Below are 25,328 nucleotides of genomic sequence, written 5' to 3'. Positions count from 1 at the left end.
TTATATCAGCAGAAAGCTAAATTATTTTCCCACAGGAATTACAATAGTTCCAGAAAACTCTTTACTAAAAATTAAATTTGCCCTATCAGCTTCTAATGTTGTTTTGTAACTTCCAACCTGTACTTTCCAATACGGATTGTTGTAAACTAACTTTTTAGGAATTTTTGGATATAAAACACCAAACTTTGTGTAGGTCCTTTTTGCGGTTTTTTCATTGCCATAATATACCTGAATTGTATAACCAAAACCAAATTTTTTATTGTAATTTCTCTTTTTTTCTATCAATTTATCAATAGAATCTTCTGTCAATTTATTAATCGAATCGCTGCTAATTATCTTGTTTTGAGCACTTAGACTTAAAGTAAAAGTAAAGAAGCAAAATAAAAAAAGTGTTAAAAATTTTAGGTTTTTCATCTATAAAAATCTTTTTACAAAAATAACAACTTGTAATAGAATATATTGAGTTATTATCTTATTTAGAATTATTATAAATTGATATTTAACATTCTATTCGCTTTTCAGAATTTAGCAATATGTAGTACTTTTGTATGACTGTTCAGAATCATGTTTTTTGAACGAAATTATACACAATACTAAAATTATAGTTTGTACATATGAAAAGTGTAACATTGCAGAGTAGACTAACTTCAGTACTTCTTAAAAGTCTTACAATACTTTTGTTTTTTGCGTTTAGCGTATCTTCTTATTCTCAAGATGTAGATGAAGCTCGTCAAAAAGCTGGAAAAAAATTATTCAAATCCTTGTGTGCTTCTTGTCATAAATTAGATAAGAAATTGGTAGGTCCTGCCTTGGGTGGTGTAGAAGAGCGTAGAGAAAATTCTTGGTTAAAATCTTGGATTAAAAACAACGCAGAGTTTCAAAAAGTTAATGCAGAAGCAGCAGAAGCAGCACAATACAGTGCAACCGCTATGAATGCTTTTCCTCAATTAAATGACGCTCAAATTGATGATATTTTATACTATACAACTGTAGGTGAAATTAAAAAAGCACCAGCAGCTGGAGAAGTAATGGTTGGAAATCAAGTATTAGAAAAAAATGGTGCACCAGACTGGTTGGTATATTTATTAGCCGCAGCAATAGTTGTAGCTTTTTTAATGATTGCTAGTTTATTAAAACAAGTAAGCGAATTAAAAGGAACTAAAAAACCAGAAGTACAATCTAATCTAAGAAGAGATTTACAAGAATTATGGGTTGGTGTTAAAAACAATACGTTCTTAAAAGTATTAACTACAATATTTTTACTATTAATTGGTGCTTATGTAGTGTTTGGTATGTTATTTACTGTTGGTGTAGATCAAGGATATCAACCAATACAGCCAATTGCATTTTCACATAAGATACACGCAGGAGAAAATAAAGTAGATTGTCAATATTGTCACTCTTCAGCAAAACACAGTAAGCATTCTGGTATTCCTTCAGTAAATGTTTGTATGAACTGTCATAAAGCAATTTCAGAAGTAGCAGAAGGCACAGAAATAGAGTGGAATGGTCAAATCTATGGTAAAGAGCAATTAGATAAAGAAATTGCAAAAGTATATGATGCTGCAGGCTGGGATCCGGATGAGTTAGCTTACACGGGTGAAGAAAAACCAGTAAAATGGATTCGTATACATAACTTACCAGATTTTGCATACTACAATCATGCACAACACGTAACTGTAGCAGGTGTTAAATGTCAGAAATGTCATGGACCTGTGGAAGAAATGGATGAGATGTATCAATACTCTCCATTAACAATGGGTTGGTGTATAGACTGTCATAGAGAAACAAATGTAGATTTAAAAAGTAATGATTATTACGCTAAAATTCATGATGAGCTAGCAAAAAAATACGGAGTAGAAAAAGTTACTATTTCGCAGCTAGGTGGTTTAGAATGTGGTAAATGTCATTATTAATAAAAGAAGAAAGATAGTTTTTGTATAAGTAACACTTAAACTAAAAACTAAAAACTAATAACTATAAGTAAATGGCTTCAAACAAAAAATACTGGAAAAGTGTTGAAGAACTAAAAGACGGTTCGGTTGTTGAAACGCTGAGTAAAAATGAATTTGTAGAAAATATTCCTACAGATGATTTTTTAGGTGATAAAGATACACTTGAGACATCTTCTACATCTCGTAGAGATTTCTTAAAGTATGTCGGTTTTACAACAGCAGCAGCTTCATTAGCAGCTTGTGAAGGACCTGTGGTAAAATCGATACCTTATGTTGTAAAACCAGACGATATTATTGCTGGTGTTGCAGATTGGTATGCTACCTCTATGGCAGATGGTTACGATTTTGCAAATGTGTTGGTAAAAACACGCGAAGGTAGACCAATTCAAATCATGCCTAATAAAGAAGCGAATGGAACAACAAGTGCAAGAGTTCAAGCAGCTGTACTTTCTTTGTATGATGAGAAATTAAGGTTAAAAGAGCCAACTAAAAATGGAAAAGCCATTTCTTGGGCAGATGCAGATAAAGAAATTGGTGCAGAGTTACTAAAATTAAAAGAAGCTGGTAAGCCAGTTGTATTCTTAACAGGTACTCTAGCTAGCCCGTCAACCAAAAAAATTATAGAGCAGTTTACTACAGCAAATTCAAATATTACACATGTAACTTATGATGCTGTTTCAGAAGCTGCTGCAACAGATGCTTTTGAAGCCGTGTATGGTAAAAGAGCTTTACCTAACTATAAATTAGAAGATGCTAAAACTATTGTTTCTTTTGGAGCAGACTTTTTAGGAGATTTTCATGGAGGTTTCGAAAAAGCATATGTAAATGGTAGAAAGCCAGAAACAGGTAGCATGTCTCACCACATTCAAGTAGAGAGTAACATGTCTTTAACTGGTGCAAATGCAGATAAGCGTATTGTAGCTAAACCTTCTGACGTTGTTTTTGCTTTGGTTAATTTGTATAATGCAATTACAAATCAAAACGTTGCTTCTCAGGCAACTCCAATAGATAAAGAGATACAAGAAATTGCAACAGAACTTAAAAAATCAGGTTCTAAAGGTGTGGTAATGACGGGTATTAATGATGTTAATGCACAATTAATTTCATTAGCAATAAACAAAGCTTTAAACAGCGAAATTTTAGATGCTAACAATGCTTTGAATGTTCGTCAAGGAAGTTATAAGCAAGTTCAAAAATTAGTTTCAGATATCAAGTCTGGTGCTGTAGCAGGTTTAATAACTTATAATGTAGATCCAGTTTATACATTAGACAATAGTGCTGTTTTTGTAGAAGCTTTAAACAAATTGAGTTTAAAAGTTGCTTTGTCTACAGAAAATAGTGCAACTGTAAATGCAATGGATTATGCATTGCCAACACCTCATTTCTTAGAATCTTGGGGAGATACTCATTTTTCTGAAGGTAAGTTCGGGTTGATACAGCCAACTATTAAACCCTTATTTGATACACGTCAAATTCAAGACAGTTTATTAAAATGGTCTGGTAGTACTACATCTTATTATGATTACCTTAAAAATTACTGGTCTACAGAGATTTTAAATGGTGCTTCATGGAACAAAGCTTTACACAATGGTTATTTTCATAAAGAAGCAACAGCTACAAATAATAAGTCTGTTGCATCAACAGATATTTCTATTGTAGAAGTAGCAAAAAATTTAAAACTAAATACAACTCCTTCAGCAATGGAGTTGAATTTATATACAACAACAGGTTTAGGAGATGGTAAACAAGCAAATAACCCTTGGTTACAAGAGTTTCCAGATCCAATTACAAGAGCTTCTTGGGATAATTATGTTACTATTTCTATTGCAGATGCAAAAGAGATGGGGTTCTCTAATCCTGTAAAAGATAATGGTGCTATTAACGGAGATTATGCAAACGTTACCGTAAATGGTGTTACAGTTTCTAATGTACCTGTATTAGTTCAACCAGGTCAAGCCAAAGGTTCTATCGGTTTATCATTAGGTTATGGTAGAAAATTTGGTTTAAAAGAAGAAATGCAAGTAGGTGTAAATGCTTATCCTTTGTATAAAGGAGGTAACAACATTCAATACAATGTTTCTTTAGAAAAAGTTGCTGGTACACATAAATTTGCTTGTACACAGGTTCAAAAAACAATAGCAGGACGACATGATATTTTAAAAGTAGCGTCTTTAAAAGAATACAAAACTGTAGATCCTAAAGATCATCATCATGGTTGGAACAAACCAGCATATGTTTCTTATGATCATAGCGAAGTAGAGGCTAATACCATAGATTTATGGGATGAGCATAATAGAGAAATGGGTCATCACTTTAATTTATCTATAGATTTAACCTCTTGTACAGGTTGTGGTGCCTGTGTTGTTGCATGTCATGCAGAAAACAATGTACCAGTTGTAGGTAAAAACGAAGTTAGAGTTGGTAGAGATATGCACTGGCTGCGTATTGATAGATATTATTCTTCAACAGTAGAAACTAGAGAAGATGCCAAAGAATTAGGTTTAAGTAGAGGAGAAACTTATGAGGCTTTAGAAACCGAAGCAGAAAATCCAGAAGTTACTTTTCAACCTATGATGTGTCAACACTGTAACCACGCACCATGTGAAACTGTTTGTCCAGTTGCTGCAACCTCTCACGGTCGTCAAGGGCAAAACCAAATGGCATATAACAGATGTGTAGGTACAAGATATTGTGCAAACAACTGTCCTTATAGAGTTCGAAGATTTAACTGGTTTAATTATGCAAATAATAACGAGTTTGATTTTAACATGAACAACGAGTATGGTAAAATGGTTTTAAACCCAGATGTTGTTGTACGTTCTAGAGGTGTTATGGAAAAATGTTCTATGTGTATTCAAATGACACAAGCAACTATTTTAAAAGCTAAAAAAGAAGGACGTAAAGTAAATACAGACGAGTTTGAAACAGCTTGTTCATCTGCTTGTACTACAGGTTCTTTAGTTTTTGGTGATGTAAATAACAAAGAAGACAAAGTAGCTGCATTGGCAGAAGATAAAAGAGCTTACAATGTATTAGATTATCTTCAAACGAAGCCTAATGTAATATATCAAGTAAAAGTAAGAAACACAAACGAAGCGTAATTAAATTTTAAGATATAAGAATATGTCTCATTACGAAGCACCCATAAGGGAACCTTTAGTATTAGGTGATAAAAGTTACCACGATATTACTGAAGATATTGCGAAACCTATAGAAGGTAAAGCAAATAAAAATTGGTACATGGCTTTTTATATTTCTTTAGCAGCAATGCTTTGGGGATTTGGCTGTATTTTTTACACTGTAGGAACAGGAATTGGAGTTTGGGGATTAAGCAAGAACATTGGATGGGCTTGGGATATCACAAACTTTGTATGGTGGGTAGGTATTGGACACGCAGGAACATTAATTTCTGCAGTACTTTTACTATTCCGTCAAAAATGGAGAATGGCTATAAACCGTTCTGCAGAAGCAATGACAATTTTTGCCGTTTTTCAGGCAGGATTGTTTCCAATTATTCACATGGGACGACCTTGGAATGGTTACTGGGTAATGCCAATACCAAATCAATTTGGTTCTTTATGGGTAAACTTTAACTCACCATTGTTGTGGGATGTTTTTGCAATTTCTACCTATTTATCAGTTTCATTAGTTTTCTGGTGGACAGGTTTATTACCAGATTTTGCCATGATTCGTGATAGAGCTGTAAAACCTTTTCAAAAGAAGATTTACGCATTATTAAGTTTTGGTTGGTCTGGTAGAGCAAAAGATTGGCAACGTTTTGAAGAAGTATCACTAGTGTTAGCTGGTTTAGCAACACCATTAGTACTTTCTGTACATACTATTGTATCCATGGACTTTGCTACTTCAATTAACCCAGGTTGGCATTCAACAATTTTTCCACCTTATTTCGTTGCAGGAGCAATCTTTTCAGGATTTGCCATGGTACAAACCTTATTAGGTATTATGAGAAAAGTTACAAATATGGAAGATTATATCACACGTTTACACGTAGAATATATGAACATCGTAATTATCTTAACAGGGGGTATTGTAGCGGTAGCTTATGCAACAGAATTTTTTATTGCATGGTACACAGGATCACCTTATGAAAATTACACCTATTTATCAGTTGGTGCTGCAACAGGCCCTTATGCTTGGGCATTCTATTCATTATTATTCTTTAACATATTAACACCTCAGTTGTTATGGTTTAAGAAAATTAGAAGAAGTTTTATATGGTCTTTCATCATTTCAATATTTATTAATATTGGTATGTGGTTTGAGCGTTTCGATATCATCGCAATTGTATTAAGTAAAGGTCATTTACCATCTACTTGGTGGCGTTTTGAGCCAACGTTTGTAGATGTAGGTATCTTTATTGGTACTATAGGATTCTTCTTTGTATTATTCTTATTATACGCAAGAACTTTCCCAGTAATTGCACAAGCAGAAGTAAAAACTATCTTAAAATCTTCTGGAGAGTTTTATAAAAAGAGAAGAGAAGAAGGTATTCCTACAAAGCCATCTATTGTAGCTAACGCAAAATCTAAGGAAGTTAACCCTGATAATAATAAAAAAGGATAATTATGGAATCATCAAAAGTTATTCATGCATTTTATAATGATGATGAAGTTTTACTTGATGCAGTAAAAGCTGTAAAAGCAAAACATCATCACATAGAAGAAGTATTTTGTCCTTTTCCAGTACATGGTTTAGACAAAGCAATGGGTTTAGCACCCACAAGATTAGCAATTACGGCATTTTTTTATGGTATTACAGGCTTAGCTGTTGCCATTTGGATGACAAATTATATAATGATACAAGATTGGCCACAAGATATTGGTGGTAAACCAAGTTTTTCTTGGATTGATAACATGCCAGCATTCGTACCAATTATGTTTGAATTAACAGTTTTTTTTGCAGCCCATTTAATGGTAATCACTTTTTATATGAGAAGTAGAATATGGCCATTTAAAGAAGCAGAAAATCCAGATCCAAGAACTACAGACGACCATTTTTTAATGGAAATTCCTGTAAGCGATAATGTAGATGCATTAACAGCTTTATTAACAGAAACTGGCGCTGTAGAAATTAATATAGTAGACAAGCACTAATATAAAGTTATGAAGAAATTTAAATTAATTATTGCTTTAATTGCCATTACAACTTTAAGTTCTTGTAATGACAAAACAACAAGACAAGCACAATACATGCCAGACATGTACGAATCTGTACCATATGATGCAGATGGCGCTAATGGTCTTAAAGGAGCACCTGTAAATAGTAAACCTGTTGCCGGTACTATTCCAAGAGGAGGCGTACCTGCTTATGATATACCAGACACTATTGATGGTTACGAAAAAGCAAAAACAGCTTTAAAGTCTCCTTTAGAGAAAAACGAGAAAAATTTAGAAAATGGTAAGAAAATGTATACAATTTATTGTGTTTCTTGTCATGGTAAAAAAGGAGATGGACAAGGGTATTTAGCAACTTCAGAAAAGTTTGCTGGTATACCTAATTATAAAGATAGAGATATAACAGAAGGTAGTATTTATCATGTTTTAATGCATGGTAAAAACTTAATGGGATCTCATTCAGGTCAATTAACTTATAAAGAACGTTGGCAAATAGTGCAATATGTAGAAGTATTGCGTAACGATTTGTTAAAATAGTATACAAAAAGATAGAATACGAAAGATATGTATCAATTCTCAGGTAAATTAAAAACATTCTCATTAGCACTAATTTTAATTGGTATAATAGGAATTGCATTTAGCTTTTATAGTGCTTCTAACAAAACTTTAGAAGATGCAAAACATGCAATAACAGCATCTCACGATGATGGTCACGGCAGTGGTCATACAGACGATCATGGTAGTAAAGTTGTAGAGGGTAATCATGATGCTTCAGGAGTACATGATACAAACGAACACACAAAAAAAGAAATGAGTGCACATGGTACTCATGATGATGATTCTCATGCAACACATGTGTTACATCAACTACAAAATAGACCTTGGTCTGCAGTATATGTAGCCTTATTTTTCTTTTTAGGTATTTCGCTTCTAGTACTTGCCTTTTATGCAGCACAAAGAGTTGCACAATCTGGTTGGTCTATAGTCTTATTTAGAGTGATGGAAGCCATAACAGCCAATTTAGTACCAACATCTATTATTATGTTAGTAATTATTGGTTTAACTTTAGGACATTACAATCATATGTTTTCTTGGATGACCCCTGGAACTTTTGACCCAGCAAGTACTAATTACGATCCAATTGTAGATGGTAAATCTTGGTGGATGAATGTTCCTGGTTGGGCAATAAGAAGTGTTATTTATTTATTACTTTGGAATCTTTACAGATGGTTTATTAGAAAAAATTCAATTGCAGAAGATACAGCAAATGACGGACACAAAACCTACAAGAAAAACTATAATGCTTCAGTTATATTTCTGTTTATATTTATGATTACAGAAAGTATGATGTCTTGGGATTGGATTATGGGATTAGACCCACACTGGTTTTCTACATTATTTGGTTGGTATGTACTAGCAACTTTATTAGTAAGTGCTTTAACAGTAATAGCCTTTGTTACAATTTATTTACGTTCTAAAGGAGCTTTACCACAAGTAAACGATAGTCATATTCACGATTTAGCAAAATTCATGTTTGGTTTCTCAGTATTCTGGACCTACTTATGGTTTGCACAGTTTATGTTGATATGGTATGCAAACATTCCAGAAGAAACTACTTACTTTGTTGCAAGATTTAATGAGTATAAGTTACCATTTTTAGCAATGGTTGCTATGAACTTTATATTCCCAGTATTATTATTATTAAATAGTGATTTCAAAAGTATCCCTTGGTTTGTAGTCATTGGAGGTATTGTAATTTTAGGAGGTCATTATATAGATGTATTTATCATGGTAATGCCAGCTACTGTTGGTGGTCAATGGGGCTTTGGTATTGCAGAAATAAGTGCACTATTATTTTTCTTAGGAATATTTATATACACAGTATTTAGCTCTTTTGCAAAAGCAAGTGCGGTACCTAAAGGGAATCCATTTTTAGAAGAAAGTGAACATTTTCACTACTATAATATCGAACATAGAGGTGAAGGATCAGCAGATCATCATTAATAAATAATTGAATTAAAAATTAAGACAAGATAAATATGCTAGCTCTATTTTATATTTTTATAGGTGTTGCAATCGGTGTAAGTGTTTGGCAAATTACTAGAATAATGAACTTTAGAAGTTCTATTGCCAACGATAAAGATAATGCTGCTCAAGGTAAATACGCAATTGGTTTTTTAGCGTTTTTATATGCAATGATGATTTATTGTTTAATCTTCATGAATGTAATTATGTTACCAGAATCTGCTTCATTTGAAGGAGAACATGATGATAATTTATTTAATATTACATTTTGGTTAATAGGTATCGTTCAATTTATAATGCAATTTTTAATCTTCTATTTTACTTTTAAATATAAAGGAAAAGAAGGTCAAAAAGCAAAATTTTATGCAGATAGCCACAAATTAGAATTTATTTGGACAGTTACACCTGCTATCGTTTTAGTTGGTTTAATTGGTTATGGTTTATGGCAATGGAATAATGTAATGGACTTATCTGATGCAGAAGACCCAATTGTAATAGAAGTTTATTCTCAACAATTTAGATGGGATGCACGTTATGCAGGAGCAGACAATACATTAGGTTTAGGAAACGTAAATTTTATCAAAGGGATCAACACTATGGGTGTAGATATGTCTGATAAAAATGCTGCAGACGATAAACAAGTAACTGAATTATACCTTCCAAAAGGTAGAAAAATCCATTTTAAATTTAGATCTCAAGATGTATTGCACTCAGCGTACATGCCACATTTTAGAGCTCAGATGAATTGTGTTCCTGGAATGGTTACAGAATTTGGTTTTACACCAAAATACACTACTGAAGAAATGAGAAACAATTCTGAGGTAATTAAGAAAACCATCGGTATTAATAAAATTAGAAGAGCAAAAGGAGAAGATCCTTATGTTTTTGATTACCTGTTATTATGTAATAAAATTTGTGGTGCATCTCATTACAATATGCAAATGAAAATTACTGTTGTAGAACAAGATGAATACGATAAATGGTTGTCTGAGCAACCAACATTAACTGAAGTTATTAAATAAATTAAAAAAAACATACAAATAAAATTAAGATTATGTCAGATCATCATCATAAAGAAACATTTGTAACGAAATATATTTTTAGTCAAGATCATAAAATGATTTCTAAGCAGTTCTTGGTAACTGGTATGTTTATGGGAATCATTGCAGTTATGATGTCTATGTTATTCCGTTTACAACTTGCGTGGCCAGATACCTCATTTACAATTGTTGAAGCATTTTTAGGACCTCATCAAACAGATGGTATTATGAATCCAGATATTTATTTAGCTCTGGTTACAATACATGGTACAATTATGGTCTTTTTTGTTTTAACAGCTGGTTTAAGTGGTACTTTTTCTAACTTACTAATTCCATTGCAAATAGGTGCAAGAGATATGGCTTCTGGATTCCTAAATATGGTTTCTTACTGGTTGTTTTTCTTATCTAGTATTATTATGGTTATTTCTCTTTTTGTAGAAGCAGGTCCAGCCTCTGCTGGATGGACTGTTTACCCACCTCTTAGTGCATTACCACAAGCAATACCAGGTTCTGGAACAGGAATGACTCTTTGGTTAGTTTCTATGGCTATATTTATTGCATCTTCATTAATTGGAGCTTTAAATTATATAGTTACGGTACTAAATTTAAGAACCAAAGGAATGAAAATGACAAGATTACCTTTAACAATTTGGGCATTTTTTGTAACTGCAATTATAGGTGTAGTTTCTTTCCCAGTACTATTGTCTGCTGCATTATTATTAGTTTTTGATAGAAGTTTTGGCACCTCTTTTTACTTATCAGATATTTTTATGTCTGGTGAAGTATTACATTATCAAGGCGGTTCTCCAGTGCTTTACGAACACCTATTTTGGTTCTTAGGACACCCAGAAGTATATATTGTATTATTACCAGCTTTAGGTATTACATCAGAAATTATCTCTACAAACTCTAGAAAACCAATATTTGGTTACAGAGCTATGATTGGTTCTATTATGGCCATTGCATTTTTATCTACAATTGTTTGGGGTCACCATATGTTTGTTTCTGGTATGAATCCTTTCTTAGGTTCTGTATTTACATTTACAACCTTATTAATTGCAATTCCTTCTGCAGTAAAAGCATTTAACTACGTTACAACTCTGTGGAAAGGTAATTTACAATTAAATCCGGCTATGTTATTTTCTATAGGTTTGGTATCAACATTTGTAACAGGTGGTTTAACCGGTTTAGTTTTAGGTGATTCTGCTTTAGACATTAACATACACGATACTTATTTTGTGGTAGCTCACTTCCACTTAGTGATGGGTGTTTCTGCAATTTTCGGAATGTATGCAGGTATTTATCATTGGTTCCCAAAAATGTATGGTAGAATGATGAATAAAACTTTAGGTTACTGGCATTTCTGGATCACAATTATATGTGCTTATGGCGTTTTTTGGCCAATGCACTTTATAGGATTAGCTGGTTTACCAAGAAGATATTATACAAATACAAATTTTCCAATGTTTGACGACTTAGCAGACATAAACGTAGTTATTACAATTTTTGCGTTAGTAGGTGGTATTGCTCAAATATTTTTTATTGCAAATTTCTTTATTTCAATGTATAGAGGAGAAAAAGCAACAAAAAATCCTTGGAAATCGAATACTCTTGAATGGACAACACCTGTAGAACATGTACATGGTAACTGGCCAGGAAAATTACCAGAAGTTCATAGGTGGGCTTATGACTATAGTAAACGTGTAGACTCTAATGATGACGATAGCGATTATTTACATGGTCAAGACTTTGTTTTACAAACAACACCTTTATTAGATGGCGAAGAACCTTCATAAATAATAAAATAGAAATAAAAAAACCTCTCCTATATGGAGAGGTTTTTTGCTTTGTAGCAAAAGTTACAAAAATGCTATTTCAAATATTATTATCTTTGTTTTAATGAATGAAAACTTAAATCCTGAAAACAGTAACCTATCTAACGAAGACTTCGATGTAGAAAAAAAGTTACGTCCACTTTCTTTTGATGATTTTACAGGTCAAGACCAAGCAATAGACAATTTAAAAGTTTTTGTAGAAGCAGCCAATCAAAGAGAGGAAGCTTTAGATCACACGCTTTTTCATGGTCCCCCAGGTTTAGGAAAAACAACCTTGGCACATATTTTAGCCAACGAACTACAAGTGGGTATAAAAGTTACTTCTGGCCCCGTTTTAGACAAGCCAGGCGATTTAGCAGGTTTACTTACAAATTTAGATGAAAGAGATGTTTTGTTTATTGATGAAATACATCGTTTAAGCCCCATTGTAGAAGAGTACTTGTATTCTGCTATGGAAGACTATAAAATTGATATAATGATAGAATCTGGCCCAAATGCCAGAACAGTACAAATCAATTTAGAACCCTTTACTTTAATTGGAGCAACTACACGTTCTGGTTTGCTAACAGCACCAATGAGAGCAAGATTTGGTATTAGTAGCCGTTTACATTATTACAAAACAGATTTATTAACCACTATTATACAAAGAAGTGCTCATATTTTGGGTGTTCCAATTTCTATGGAAGGCGCAATTGAAATTGCAGGAAGAAGTAGAGGAACACCAAGAATAGCCAACGCATTGTTAAGAAGAGTTAGAGATTTTGCACAAATAAAAGGTGATGGAAATATTAGTGTAGAAATTGCAAAATACGCTTTAAAAGCTTTAAATGTAGATGCACATGGTTTAGATGAAATGGATAATAAAATATTGGCAACTATTATAGATAAGTTTAAAGGAGGTCCTGTAGGTATTTCTACAATTGCTACAGCAGTTAGTGAAAATACTGAAACTATTGAAGAAGTATACGAACCTTTTTTAATTCAACAAGGTTTTATAATGCGTACACCAAGAGGAAGAGAAGTTACTGAGTTAGCGTATAAACATTTAGGTAGAACAAAAGGAAGAAATCAAGGAGAGTTGTTTTAAAATATGAACATAAAAAAATTAATACCAATTTTAGAGTGGTTGCCTAACTACAATACCTCTTTATTTAAAGGAGATTTAGTAGCGGGTATCACAGTAGGTATTATTTTAATTCCACAAGGTATTGCCTATGCATTAATAGCAGGTTTGCCCCCCATTTACGGTTTGTATTGTGCTTTGGTACCCCAAATTATGTATGCTGTTTTTGGTTCTTCTAGGCAAGTAGCAATTGGGCCCGTTGCTATGGATTCTTTAATTGTGGCAACAGGAGTTTCTACCTTAGCACTAGCAGGTTCAGAAAGTTATATTTCTATCGCTATTTTATTAGCACTAATGGTAGGTTCCATTCAGTTTATAATGGGAGTTTTTAGTTTGGGTTTTGTAGTTAATTTTTTATCAAAACCTGTAATTACGGGTTTCTCATCTGCAGTAGCATTAATAATTGGATTTAATCAATTTAGAAATTTATTTGGGGTAGATTTTGTACAAAGTGATCAATTACAAGTAATTATAGAAGATATTTGGCATCAAATAAGCAATTATAATTATCATACAACAATAATTGGTCTTTTATCTGCACTTATCATCATCATTTTTAGAAAGATAAACAAAAAAATACCCAATGCACTTATTGTAGTTGTAATAGGTATTGTAATCATGAAATTTTTTGGGAAAAGTTTTTCTGATGTTTCTATTGTAAAAGACATTCCATCTGGTTTGCCAAATTTTGGTGTACCAGATTTAGATTTCGAACAAATTAAAGAACTATTACCCATTGCACTAACTTTAGTAATGGTGGGTTATTTAGAAACTATTTCTATCGCAAAATCATTAGAAGCCAAACAAGACGAATATAGAATAAGACCCAATCAGGAATTAATTGCCTTAGGTTTAAGTAATATTGCAGGTTCTTTTTTTAAGGCATATCCAAGTACTTCTAGTTTTTCGCGCTCTGCAATCAATCAAGAAAGTGGCGCAAAAACAGGTATGGCAGCTTTAGTTTCTGTGGTAATGGTTTTGATAACCCTCTTATTTTTAACACCACTATTTTATCATTTACCAAAATCGGTTTTAGCAGCAATTATTATTGTAGCAGTATTTGGTTTGGTAAATATAAAAGAAGCAAAATTTTTATGGAAAGCCAACAATTTAGATTTTTGGTTAATGTTAATTACTTTTTTAGCAACATTATTATTAGGAATTAAATATGGTATAATTATCGGAGTAGGTTTATCATTAATCATACTAATTTTTAGAACTTCTAGACCTTATGTGGCTGAGTTAGGCAAGGTGCCAGATTCTAATTTTTATAGAAATAAAAATAGATTTGAAGAAGTTATTATAGAAAAAGATATTTTGGTTTTTAGGTTTGATGCACAATTGTTTTATGCCAACTCTAACTATTTTAGAGATCGTTTAGATGAAATGATAGACCAAAAAGGCAATGCCTTAAAATTAATTGTTTTAGATGCAGAAAGTATCAATAGAGTAGATAGTACAGGTTTAGAAATGCTAAAAGAAAGAGTAAAGTTTTTTCAAAAAAAAGGCATTAACTTCTATTTTGCCGGTGTTAAGGGGCCTGTAAGAGACGATTTATTTAGAAGTGGAATTTTAGATATTATAGATATCAAACATTTCTTTATGAGGGTTAATCAAGCAGTAAAATTTTATAAAACTGGTGATAGAACTCATCAAGAAAAATACGCAAAATACATCCATCAAGCCAATTAATTTTTTTGGTAATAAATGTTACAAAAAAAAATATTTTTTTATCGTTATTTTGTTGTTTAGTAAAAGATTAGTAAAAGAAGGATATTATGATCATAGAACAAATTTACACAGGTTGTTTAGCACAAGGAGCATATTACATAGAAAGTAATGGTGAAGTTGCTATTGTAGACCCATTAAGAGAAGTACAAGATTATATAGATAAAGCTAATGAAAATAATGCGAAAATTAAATACATTTTCGAAACACATTTTCATGCAGATTTTGTAAGTGGACATGTAACACTAGCAGAAAAAACAGGCGCTAAAATAGTGTACGGACCAACAGCTAAAACTAATTTCGAAGCAATTACTGCCCAAGATAATCAAGTTTTTAAAGTTGGAGATATCACGATAAAAGTTTTGCATACACCAGGTCATACCATGGAAAGTGCTTGTTACTTATTAAAAGATAAAGAAGGTAAAAATCATGCCCTTTTTAGTGGAGATACTTTATTTTTAGGAGATGTTGGTCGCCCTGACTTGGCACAAAAAGGAGATATTACAGAAAAAGATTTAGCAGGTTTTTTATACGAAAGCTTACAGACCAAAATTATGCCATTAGAAGATGATGTAATTGTATATCCAGCTCATGGTGCAGGTTCTGCTTGCGGTAAAAATTTAAGTAAAGAAACGATTGGTACCATTGGAGAGCAAAAGAAAACCAATTATGCCTTAAGAGCAGACATGACTAAAGAAGAGTTTATAGAGGAAGTTACAGATGGTTTATTACCACCACCAGCTTATTTTCCTTTAAATGTAAAGTTAAATAAAGAAGGCTATAAAGATGTAGACGACATTATTAAAAATAGCGCAAAACCATTATCTGTAAAAGATTTTGAGTTGATTGCAAACGAAACCAATGCGTTAATTTTAGACGTTCGTCATCAAGATGAATTTGTAAAAGGTTTTATACCACAATCTATTTTTATAGGAATTAATGGTGGATTTGCACCCTGGGTTGGTGCTTTAATAAAAGATATTTTACAGCCTATTTTATTAATAGCTCCTGTTGGAAAAGAAGAAGATACCATTACAAGATTATCTAGAGTTGGTTTTGATAACGTTTTAGGTTATTTAGATGGAAGTTTCGATTCTTGGAAAAAAGCAAACAAAGAAATTGATAGTATAGATTCAATTTCAGCAGCAACCTTACAACAAAAACTAGACAATAAAGAACCTGTTTTTGATGTTAGAAAACCTGGAGAATATGATAGTGAACATATAAAAGTAGCAGAAAACACACCCCTGGATTTTTTAAATGATTACATTGAAAAATTTCCTAAATCAGACAATTTTTATATACATTGTGCAGGGGGTTATAGATCTGTTATTGCAGCTTCCATTTTAAAAGCAAGAGGCTTTCATAATGTTGTAGATATTGCAGGAGGTTTTGCTGCTATTAAAAATACTGATATAGAAAGAACAGATGCTGTTTGTCCATCTACATTAAAATAAATGATGAGGCAGTTATTTTACATTTTATTTGTTAGTTTCTTTTTTATAAATTGTGATAAGCAACAAGATATAAAAACAATTTCTACTAAAGAATTAAAAATGCTATTGGCAAAAGAAAATATCCAATTAATGGATGTTAGAAGTCCACAAGAAATTAAACAGGGTTTTATAAAAACAGCTGTTTTTGCAAATTATTTTGATACTGATTTTCCAGAAAAAGCAAGTAAATTATTAGATAAATCTAAACCTGTATATTTGTACTGCAGAAGTGGCAACAGAAGTGGTAAATCTGCAATTATTTTACAAGCAAAAGGCTTTCAAGTATACAATGTGCTTGGAGGTTATCATCAATGGAAAAAAGAAAACTAATTATGAAGACAACAACAATAGAAATAGAAAACTTAAAATGCGGTGGTTGTGCAGCAACAATAAAAAAAGGTTTACTGTCTTTAGAGGCCGTAAATGATGTAGCTATAGATGTAGAAAAATCTTTGGTCAGTATTACATCAGAAAATGAAGATGATAGTTTCGTTAAAGAAAAATTATCTAAATTAGGGTATCCACCTGTGGGAGACAAAAATACAGTGATACACAAAGCAAAATCTTTTGTAAGCTGTGCAGTGGGTAGAATAGACTCATAAAAAATAAAAAAGCAAGCTAAATAGCTTGCTTTTTTATTTTTTAACCCAAATATGCTTTTAGCATTTGTGTTTTAGATCTAGATTGCAATCTTCTAATTGCTTTTTGTTTTACTTGTCTTACACGTTCTCTAGACAAATCAAAACGCTCACCAATTTCTGTTAAACTTGCTGCAGTTTCATTGCCAATACCATAAAACATTTTAATTATTTTTGCTTCTTTAAAAGTTAAGGTATCCAAAGCTCTATCAATTTCTATAGATAAAGATTGTTTCATTAACTCTTTGTCAGGCTTTGGCGATTCGTCAAACTGCAATACATTGTATAAGTTAGAATCTTCTCCTTCTTTAAAAGGTGCATCCATAGAAACATGTCTACCAGAATTTTTTAAAGATTGTTCAACCTCATGCTCTGTCATATCTAATTGCTTTGCAATTTCTTTATTGGTTGGCATACGTTGTTCGTTTTGTTCTAAACGTGCATATATTTTTTTAATTTTACTAATACTAGCAATTTTATTTAAAGGCAATCGCACAATTCTAGATTGCTCTGCTAAGGCTTGCATAATGGCTTGTCTAATCCACCAAACAGCATATGAAATAAATTTAAAACCTCTGGTTTCATCAAAGCGTTTTGCAGCTTTTACCAAGCCAACATTTCCTTCGTTTATTAAATCAGATAGTTTTAAGCCTTGCCCTTGGTATTGTTTTGCAACAGAAACAACAAATCTTAAATTTGCACTTACCAAAGTATCTAAAGCTTTGGCATTTCCTTTTTTAATTTTTAAAGCCAACTCTACTTCTTCATCTGCAGTAATTAACCCAATTTTACTTATTTCTTGAAAATATTTTTCTAATGATTTAGCATCTCTGTTGGTTACTTGCTTTACAATTTTAAGTTGTCTCATATAGTTTTTTAGGTTTGTATTATTTAAGTGATAAAAGTGTAACAATTCTAAAAAGTATTTTTAGAAAATTAGGACTAAGTTTGTAAGATATTTGCGCTAAAAAAAATAATATTTTTACTTTTCTTTCAAAAAAAAGAAACACTTTTTTACCAATTTTCAATTTAAGAAAAAAAGAGCGATTTTAACTAAAAATCGCTCCTTTTCACCCTTTTTTAGCTAATTTTTAACTAAAAATGGCTGTTTTTTTAAAATTTCAGGGTTACACCAATTAGAAAATTTCTGGTTGCTTGTGGGTAATAACCTGCTCCATTCTCGGTAATAGTTGTACCTGGTGTAGTCCAAGTATCATCAAAGGTATAATAATAACCTCTATCTACATATGTTGCATTAAAAATGTTATTTATTAAAGCAGTAAATGTAATTGACTTAAATATTTTATTAGGCGAAATCTGATATACCAAATTTAAATCGCTTGTAAAAAAAGAATCTAACACATCATTTGTAGAAATGTTACTACTTAAATTACTTAAAGATTGTTTGCCTACATATTTAGATAAAAATGAAAACTGTAAATTATCTAAAGGTTGGTAAGTTAAAATATTACCAGCTACTACATTGGGTGAAAATGAAATGTCTGTATTTCCTAAATTTTCTAAATTACCATTTATAGAAGTTACAAAATCTCTGTTTTTATTATTGCTAAATGCTACATTAGGTTTTATTGTAAAAACATCGTTTAAACGAATATCTGCATCAACTTCTAAACCTAATCTGTAACTGCTACCAGAAGTAGCTCTAACAGGTGCACCCACATCATCTAAAGCGCCTGTTAATACCAATTGATTTTTATAATCCATATAATAGATATTGGTATTTAGCTTTACATTTTCAGACTTTAAACGCCAACCAAATTCGTAATCATTTAAGGTTTCTGGTGTGCTAACGCCGTTTTCAAAATCGTTTCTATTAGGTTCTCTGTTTGCTATAGCAAAAGACGCATATAAATTGTTGTTGTTATTAATATTATAGGTAAAACCAAATTTAGGGTTGTAAAAATTAAAACTAGCATCTACATCAATAGATACTCTATCAGAAGTTAAACCTTTGGTTTGATAACTTACAAATCTACCTTGTAAATCTATGTATGTAGATAGGTTTTCACTCAATTCTAAAGTTGCTTTAGAAAATAAAGAAAAGTCTGTTTTTTTTGCATCAGAAAAATAATAACGATCTCTTATACTAACATTTGGTGCTAAATCGTCTCCCCAAATTACTTCACCAAAATGGTCTCCTGTATAATTAGAATAAGAAATACCCGAAACTACATTTACACCTCTAGTTTTATAAGTTGCATTAAAATTTGCTACGTAAAAATCGTTGTCTAACCAACGTCTTACAATTAGGTCGCTATCATCTTCTATAAGATTGTTAAAATCTGCAGCACTTTCCTCTTCTTTAAACTGTTCAAAAAAACCAGCTCCTTTTGTGTAATTTAAAGCCAAATTTGTAGCCCAATTATTATTAATTTTTTCGTTCCAATGTAATTGATAATGGTTTTGTTCATAATCATCAACTTCATTGTCATACGTATATGGGTTTTGCCTTCTGTTTTCCTCTAATTGTTGTGCAGTTAAACCAAACCAAGCTTGGTAAGTTCTTTCCTTTCCACCAAAAGTAACTGCTTTAATTAAGGTGTTTTCATCCGTATAAGAACCTTGTAAATAGTATGATTTTAAATCTGCAAATGCTCTATCTACATAACCATCTGAATAAATATTAGACAAACGTCCTGCAATTTCTATATGATTATTTAGTTTTCCTGTACTAAACTTTACAGTATGCTTTCTGGTATTAAAGGACCCGAAAGAATTCGATATTTCTCCAAAAGCCTCTTCAGAAATAGCATCAGTTAAAATATTTAAACTGGCACCAAAAGCTCCAGAACCATTGGTAGACGTTCCTACACCACGTTGTAATTGTAAGTTTTGTGTAGACGATGCAAAATCGCCTAAATTTACCCAAAAACTACCATGACTTTCTGCATCATTGTAAGGGATACCATTTACAGTTACATTAATACGTTCTCCATTAGAACCACGGACACTCATATAGGTGTAACCTACCCCAGCACCAGCATCTGAAGACGAGACTACGTTTGGTAAATAATTCATTAAAACAGGAATGTCTTGCCCTAAATTACGTTTAGCAATTTCTTTTTTAGACAAATTAGAATAGGTAATCGGGATGTCTGCATTTACTCTAATGGCAGATACCAAAATTTCTCCTAAAAGTGTAGCGTCAGGTTTTAACTGAATCATATATTCTTCGTTTTTTGTAATGGTAATTTTTTCTGATATAGTTTTATAACCCATAAAAGAGGCCTGTACTGTGTACACACCTTTTAAGAGTTGTAAACTAAAATTACCACCAAAATCAGAAGAAGTTCCTTTTTTAATGCTTTTAATTAAAATAGTAGCACCAGGTAAAGGTTGCTTATTTTCATCTATAACTTTACCAGAAAGTTTAAATGCTTGGGCGTTTGCAAGTATACTTGCAAACAAGAATAAAAAAAAAGTGATTTTTTTCATTTTAAAGAATTTAAAACGAATAAAAAGAGGTAATTATTCTTGCGATTAATATTGAATAATTAAACTTTCGACATTATTTCTAATGTCACTCAGTCCCTAAACAGCATTATCTGTTCTAGGTTCATTGGGTATGATCTCAGCCAAATTAGTTGTTAGTCTTTCGTTGTTAGTTTTAGTTTGTTTTTCTAATGGCTAACGTCTAAAAGCTATAGTCTAAAAAAGCACCCCTTTATGAGAACGTTGCAAAATTAAGGTGGAAAATACAATTGTGAAACAAAAAAATGATTTTTTTATTAGAAGCTATTTCACGCTATCCACTATATCTTTTTATTTTTTCCTAGATAAACCACGCAAAAAAGCGCGGCACTCGAACTAACAATAAAAAGGATGTCGTTCCTATCGTGGCTAAACTTGTTTGCTATCCTTTGCTTTTACGCTAATTTTGGCTTTTTTCTATGCGCTTTTTTTAATGAGTTTCTTTGTTTGCTTTCTGCTTTTCTTTTAAGAGAAGCTCTACTAGGTTTTGTTGGTTTTCGTTTTTTCTTACGAGTTAAATTGGTTTTAAGTAAACTTAAAAATCGTTTAATGGCTAATTCTTTGTTTTTGTGTTGAGAGCGTGTTTCTTCACAAAAAAGAATCAATACATTTTCTTTGGTAAGTTTAGACGAGAGTTTATTTTTCAGTAATAATTTTTCGCTTTCGGTTAAAGACAAAGAGTTTTGCAAATCGAATGTTAGTTCTATTTTAGAAGAAGTTTTATTTACATGTTGCCCACCAGCGCCAGAGCTTCTAATGGCCTTAAAACTTAATTCTTTAATAATGTTTTCTCTGTGCATATTTCTAAGAAATTGTCAGTTACAGTGCCTCTGAAAACGAATGTAAATTTTCTTTATTTTTTAAAATTTTATCAATAGCTTTTGTAGCATCTTTTAAACGTGCTTCCTTACTACCTTTTAATAGAATATAGTTTTTGTTGTACTTTTTTAAAGCATTTTCAAAAGCTGTAAACATTTCTAAACGTTGTTCAGGTCTATCTCTTAAATCGTCTGCTTCCCATGGGGTATCTATGTAGGTTAGCAAATACAAATCATACTTGTTTTCTTTGGCTGCTTTGTTTAATTTATCATCTACATAGCCATCATAAAACTCTTCTGAATATACTTTAGTTTCTAACAAATCTGTATCGCAAATTAAAACTTTATCTGCTTTTTTTGCTAATTCATTTTCTAACTTCATTTGCCCAATTGCAATGGGCAGCAAATCCTCTTTTTCGCAAATTTTCCGTTCGTTATTCCATTTTTCTTGTAAATAATCTCTTGCAAATTCTGGTGCCCAAACTGTGTTGTAATAACGTGCTAAATGTCTAGAAAGTGTTGTTTTCCCTGTAGATTCTGGCCCAAATAAAACAATTTTTACAATGTTAATGGGTTCTTGTGTAAGTTCTTTTTCCATGCTAAATAGCCAAAAATGGCAATAAAAGTAAATCCAAAATATTGAAAGCTTGTAAATGTAAAGCCCTTATATAAGTATAAAGGTACAGAAATAAGGTCTCCAATTATCCAAAAAAACCAATTTTCTATTTTACGTTTTGCCATTAACCACATACCTACAAAGAAAATTGCTGTGGTAATAGTATCTATATAAGCAACCCAAGAAATCCATTTATCAAAATAATTATATACAACATACACAAAAACTAGGGTTGCAATAAAAATTAGAAATGCTGTTTTTTTCTCTTTTAGGGTGGTCTTAGAAATTGGTGTAAGATGCGTTTCGTCTACTTTACGTGTCCAAATATACCAGCCATAAATGCTCATTATAAAGTAATATATATTTATCATCATATCACCTAAAAGAGCCCATTTTAAAAGTAAATAAACAAAAATGGAAGTACTAATCATTCCTGTTGGAAATACCCAAATTTTATTTTGTTTTGAAAACCAAACAGATAAAAAACCAAAAAATACAGCAATAATTTCTAAAACAATATCTAAAGTTTCGTAGGTTTTGTATTGCTCAAAAAGGAAGTTAAAAATGTCTGACATTCGGTTTTGTTTGAAGTTGTAAAAGTAGTCTTTTCTATTATTTCTGCGAAGGCAGGAATCTAAACTAAGTATTAAAAGTAATGTTTGTTGTTTTTTTTAGACTTAATTGAGATTTTGCAATTTTTATTATGGATTTCTACCTACTTAGTATTAACAAATTAATTTCATGTTTTAAATTATTAATAAAGCATTTGTCATTTTCAAAAATAGCACCAATAACTAATAAATCTGCATTAGCAGAAAATACATTATCTAATTAGTAAATATGTTTAATTTTGCTACTTTATTTTTAAAGTATATATCTTATGAGTTGGTTAGAACGTACTGAATTATTAGTACAAAAACAAGGGTTAGAAAAATTACAAAACGCCCATATTTTAATTGTAGGTTTGGGTGGTGTTGGCTCTTATGCTGCAGAATTTATAGCAAGAGCTGGTGTTGGTAAAATAACAATTGTTGATGGAGATGTATTTGATGAAACCAACATCAACAGGCAATTACCAGCATTACAATCTACCATAGGAAAATCGAAAACCAGTATTTTATCTGCAAGAATCAGGGATATTAATCCAAATATTCAACTAATTGCTTTAGAAGAGTTTTTATCTCCAGAAAGGGCATTTGAAATTGTAACTAAAGATTATGATTACGTTTTAGATTGTATCGATAGTATTACCCCCAAAATAAATTTACTTGTAGCCGCAAGAAGAAAAAAGGTGAAAATAATTTCATCTATGGGAGCAGGAGGTAAGTTAGATGCTACTAAAATTAAAGTGAAAGATATTAGCAAAACTAAAAATTGCACAATGGCTAGAGTTTTACGCAAACGTTTAAAAGAAAGAAAGGTAGACAAAGGTGTAAAAGCAGTATACTCTGAAGAGGTTCAAATCCCTGCAAGTGTAAAAATAACAGATGGTAGCAATTTTAAAAAATCATATTATGGTACAATTAGCTATATGCCAGCTGCTTTTGGCCTACAAGCTGCTGCACATGTTGTTAATTATTTATTAAAAAGCAAAAAATAGTTTCCAGGGAAAATAAATTACATATATTTGTGCAACTAATAATTTTAAACGATAAAATAAATATGAAAAAAATAATTTTAACACTCGCAGTTGTAGCATCAGTTTTAACTGCATGTAAAGGCGAAAAGAAAGAAAAAGTAGAAACTAAAGAAGAAGTAAAAGTTGAAAAACTTGCAGCTTTAAATAATGTAGATACAGCTAACTCTGAAATTACTTGGAAAGGTACAAAACCAACAGGAGCTCATAATGGAGTAATACTATTAAAAGAAGGTTCTTTACTAATAGAAAATGGTACTTTAACAGGTGGAGAATTTGTAATTGACATGTCTTCAATTAAAAATTTAGATATTCCTGCAGATAATGATGGAAATGCTAAATTAGTTGGGCATCTAACTTCTGCAGACTTTTTTGATGTTGCTACATACCCAACTTCTAAGTTTGTAATTACAAATGTAGAAGAGAAAGAAGATAAATTACACGTAACAGGAAACTTAACAATTAAAGATGTTACAAAAAGCATTACAATACCTGCAATGTTATCAACAGAAGGAGATACAACTATTTTTAAAAGCGAAACTTTTAATGTAGATAGAGCAGATTTTAATGTAAAATATGCTTCTAAATCATTTTTTGATAATTTAAAAGACAAGTTTATCGATGATATGATGGAATTATCTTTTACTGTAAAAACTAAATAATTATTTCTTTCTTGTAAATAATTATTTTACAAATCAAAAGATCCAAAAAATTTATTTTTGGATCTTTTTTTATCTATAATAACCACTAAAACTACAACAAAGCTCCCATACTAGTAGTGTACACAAAACAACCACGAATTGTATGTTCTAAATAACAATTCTTGAGGATACACAGATAATAAGGTGAAAATAACTAAGAAGAGCAATCAAATCTTAGGCTTGTTTACAAACTTCTGTAAAAAGACTATTTGTATCTGTATACCAAACAAAAAGTATTGTAGAAATGGCAATGATTAAGAACTTTAATAAAGTACTTTTCCAAAAGCTTTTCCAGTTGATGTTTTTTTTGATTGTAAACCGAACACTTTCTATTTTTAATAATACAAATATCACATAGATAAATCCCAACAGACCTAGAACCAATTTTATTATTGGTAAAAAATTGAAGTTAAAATAAATAGTAATTTATACAAAAATATATATAAAGCGCGGTAAGAATTTATGGTATAGATTTTACTTTAGTCTAGGTTTATTTCTGTAGTATTTTTTACATTTCCTATGGTAAAAATACTATGCGTACTGCCAATATATTTTATGGCAGTTAATTTGGTAATCATAAAATCTCTGTAAGCTTCCATATTTTCTACATAAATTTTTAAAATATAATCATAATCTCCACTTACGTGGAAACATTCAGAAACTTCTGCTAATTCTATCACTTCACGTTCAAAAGTAGTTACATATTCTTTAGCATGCTGTACCAATTTAATGTGACAAAACACTAAAAAAGACTTTCCAATTTTATTTTTATTTATGATTGCAACATAGTTCTCTATCACTTTTTCTTTCTCTAATTTTTTAATACGCTCATAAACTGCAGTAACAGATAAGTTTAATTGCAAAGACAGTTTTTTTGTAGTCTGTTTGCTGTCTTTTTGTAATAAATTAATTAGTTTTTTATCGATGTTATCTAATACCATACTTAAAAATTTTCTAAAAAAAGAGTAAAGTTGATTTTATAATAGTTTTTAAAACTATATAAAAATATAAATATAGAAATAAAATCTATATTTATTGTAAATCATTGATTAATTATCTGTATCTATTTAATTTTGAACTAAACTAAAAA

At 31.2% G+C, this 25,328-nt stretch carries 22 protein-coding genes; 15 read left to right on the top strand and 7 right to left on the bottom strand.

Annotated elements, in window-relative coordinates; all coding sequences use genetic code 11:
- Positions 1–21: 21 nt before the first annotated feature.
- Positions 22–309: an SPOR domain-containing protein gene (locus Q0662_RS03975; protein WP_298947359.1), complete on the bottom strand. Its 288-nt coding sequence runs from the start codon at positions 307–309 to the stop codon at positions 22–24.
- A 305-nt stretch (positions 310–614) separates the two neighbouring features.
- Here Q0662_RS03975 and Q0662_RS03970 point away from each other — a divergent pair, with 305 nt between their 5' ends.
- The 13 genes from Q0662_RS03970 to Q0662_RS03910 all read left to right on the top strand — a co-directional run bounded on the left by Q0662_RS03970 (position 615) and on the right by Q0662_RS03910 (position 16,939).
- Positions 615–1,916, top strand: coding sequence for a c-type cytochrome (locus Q0662_RS03970; RefSeq protein WP_298947357.1), 1,302 nt, complete (start codon positions 615–617; stop codon positions 1,914–1,916).
- A gap of 71 nt (positions 1,917–1,987) precedes the next feature.
- Positions 1,988–5,056: a TAT-variant-translocated molybdopterin oxidoreductase gene (locus Q0662_RS03965; protein WP_298947355.1), complete on the top strand. Its 3,069-nt coding sequence runs from the start codon at positions 1,988–1,990 to the stop codon at positions 5,054–5,056.
- Positions 5,057–5,078: 22 nt separating this feature from the next.
- Positions 5,079–6,539, top strand: a complete 1,461-nt coding sequence (gene nrfD, locus Q0662_RS03960; RefSeq protein ID WP_298947353.1) for an NrfD/PsrC family molybdoenzyme membrane anchor subunit — start codon at positions 5,079–5,081, stop codon at positions 6,537–6,539.
- 2 nt (positions 6,540–6,541) lie between these two features.
- Complete coding sequence (locus Q0662_RS03955; protein WP_298947351.1) at positions 6,542–7,069, top strand: DUF3341 domain-containing protein; 528 nt, start codon at positions 6,542–6,544, stop codon at positions 7,067–7,069.
- A gap of 9 nt (positions 7,070–7,078) precedes the next feature.
- Entirely contained in the window at positions 7,079–7,627 is a 549-nt protein-coding gene (locus Q0662_RS03950; protein ID WP_298947348.1) for a cytochrome c, read from the top strand.
- 27 nt (positions 7,628–7,654) lie between these two features.
- Positions 7,655–9,094: a quinol:cytochrome C oxidoreductase gene (locus Q0662_RS03945; protein ID WP_298947346.1), complete on the top strand. Its 1,440-nt coding sequence runs from the start codon at positions 7,655–7,657 to the stop codon at positions 9,092–9,094.
- Between the two features lie 35 nt (positions 9,095–9,129).
- Positions 9,130–10,137, top strand: coding sequence for a cytochrome c oxidase subunit II (locus Q0662_RS03940; protein ID WP_298947344.1), 1,008 nt, complete (start codon positions 9,130–9,132; stop codon positions 10,135–10,137).
- Positions 10,138–10,169: 32 nt separating this feature from the next.
- On the top strand, positions 10,170–11,951 hold the full coding sequence (locus Q0662_RS03935; protein WP_298947342.1) for a cbb3-type cytochrome c oxidase subunit I: 1,782 nt from the start codon (positions 10,170–10,172) through the stop codon (positions 11,949–11,951).
- Between the two features lie 103 nt (positions 11,952–12,054).
- Entirely contained in the window at positions 12,055–13,077 is a 1,023-nt protein-coding gene (gene ruvB / locus Q0662_RS03930) for a Holliday junction branch migration DNA helicase RuvB (RefSeq protein WP_298947340.1), read from the top strand.
- A 3-nt stretch (positions 13,078–13,080) separates the two neighbouring features.
- Entirely contained in the window at positions 13,081–14,805 is a 1,725-nt protein-coding gene (locus Q0662_RS03925; RefSeq protein WP_298947338.1) for a SulP family inorganic anion transporter, read from the top strand.
- An 86-nt stretch (positions 14,806–14,891) separates the two neighbouring features.
- A complete protein-coding gene (locus Q0662_RS03920) occupies positions 14,892–16,298 on the top strand; it encodes an MBL fold metallo-hydrolase (RefSeq protein ID WP_298947336.1) in 1,407 nt (468 codons plus the stop codon).
- Positions 16,299–16,667 carry a rhodanese-like domain-containing protein gene (locus Q0662_RS03915; protein ID WP_298947334.1) on the top strand — a complete coding sequence of 123 codons (369 nt, stop codon included), beginning with the start codon at positions 16,299–16,301 and terminating at the stop codon, positions 16,665–16,667.
- A gap of 2 nt (positions 16,668–16,669) precedes the next feature.
- Positions 16,670–16,939: a heavy-metal-associated domain-containing protein gene (locus tag Q0662_RS03910; protein ID WP_298947332.1), complete on the top strand. Its 270-nt coding sequence runs from the start codon at positions 16,670–16,672 to the stop codon at positions 16,937–16,939.
- A gap of 40 nt (positions 16,940–16,979) precedes the next feature.
- Here Q0662_RS03910 and Q0662_RS03905 read toward each other — a convergent pair whose 3' ends face one another.
- From Q0662_RS03905 to pnuC, 5 genes are all read right to left on the bottom strand, one after another.
- Positions 16,980–17,843, bottom strand: a complete 864-nt coding sequence (locus Q0662_RS03905; protein ID WP_298947330.1) for an RNA polymerase sigma factor RpoD/SigA — start codon at positions 17,841–17,843, stop codon at positions 16,980–16,982.
- A gap of 245 nt (positions 17,844–18,088) precedes the next feature.
- Positions 18,089–20,431 carry a TonB-dependent receptor gene (locus Q0662_RS03900; protein ID WP_298947328.1) on the bottom strand — a complete coding sequence of 781 codons (2,343 nt, stop codon included), beginning with the start codon at positions 20,429–20,431 and terminating at the stop codon, positions 18,089–18,091.
- Between the two features lie 431 nt (positions 20,432–20,862).
- Positions 20,863–21,267, bottom strand: coding sequence for an alternative ribosome rescue aminoacyl-tRNA hydrolase ArfB (gene arfB, locus Q0662_RS03895; protein WP_298947326.1), 405 nt, complete (start codon positions 21,265–21,267; stop codon positions 20,863–20,865).
- Positions 21,268–21,286: 19 nt separating this feature from the next.
- On the bottom strand, positions 21,287–21,883 hold the full coding sequence (locus tag Q0662_RS03890) for an ATP-binding protein (RefSeq protein ID WP_298947324.1): 597 nt from the start codon (positions 21,881–21,883) through the stop codon (positions 21,287–21,289).
- Complete coding sequence (gene pnuC, locus Q0662_RS03885) at positions 21,844–22,476, bottom strand: nicotinamide riboside transporter PnuC (RefSeq protein ID WP_298947322.1); 633 nt, start codon at positions 22,474–22,476, stop codon at positions 21,844–21,846. The genes Q0662_RS03890 and pnuC overlap by 40 nt, the downstream gene beginning before the upstream one ends.
- A 305-nt stretch (positions 22,477–22,781) precedes the next feature.
- Here pnuC and Q0662_RS03880 point away from each other — a divergent pair, with 305 nt between their 5' ends.
- A complete protein-coding gene (locus Q0662_RS03880; protein ID WP_298947321.1) occupies positions 22,782–23,501 on the top strand; it encodes a tRNA threonylcarbamoyladenosine dehydratase in 720 nt (239 codons plus the stop codon).
- 62 nt (positions 23,502–23,563) lie between these two features.
- On the top strand, positions 23,564–24,199 hold the full coding sequence (locus Q0662_RS03875) for a YceI family protein (protein ID WP_298947319.1): 636 nt from the start codon (positions 23,564–23,566) through the stop codon (positions 24,197–24,199).
- 518 nt (positions 24,200–24,717) lie between these two features.
- On the opposite strand, the gene Q0662_RS03870 is transcribed toward Q0662_RS03875, so the two are convergent.
- Complete coding sequence (locus tag Q0662_RS03870; protein WP_298947317.1) at positions 24,718–25,179, bottom strand: Lrp/AsnC family transcriptional regulator; 462 nt, start codon at positions 25,177–25,179, stop codon at positions 24,718–24,720.
- Positions 25,180–25,328 lie beyond the last annotated feature (149 nt).

The sequence above is a fragment of the uncultured Polaribacter sp. genome (assembly GCF_947503855.1).
Classification (GTDB): Bacteria; Bacteroidota; Bacteroidia; order Flavobacteriales; family Flavobacteriaceae; genus Polaribacter.
Note: the sequence above shows the minus strand (reverse complement) of the source record. Positions and strands in the feature narration are given on the sequence as shown.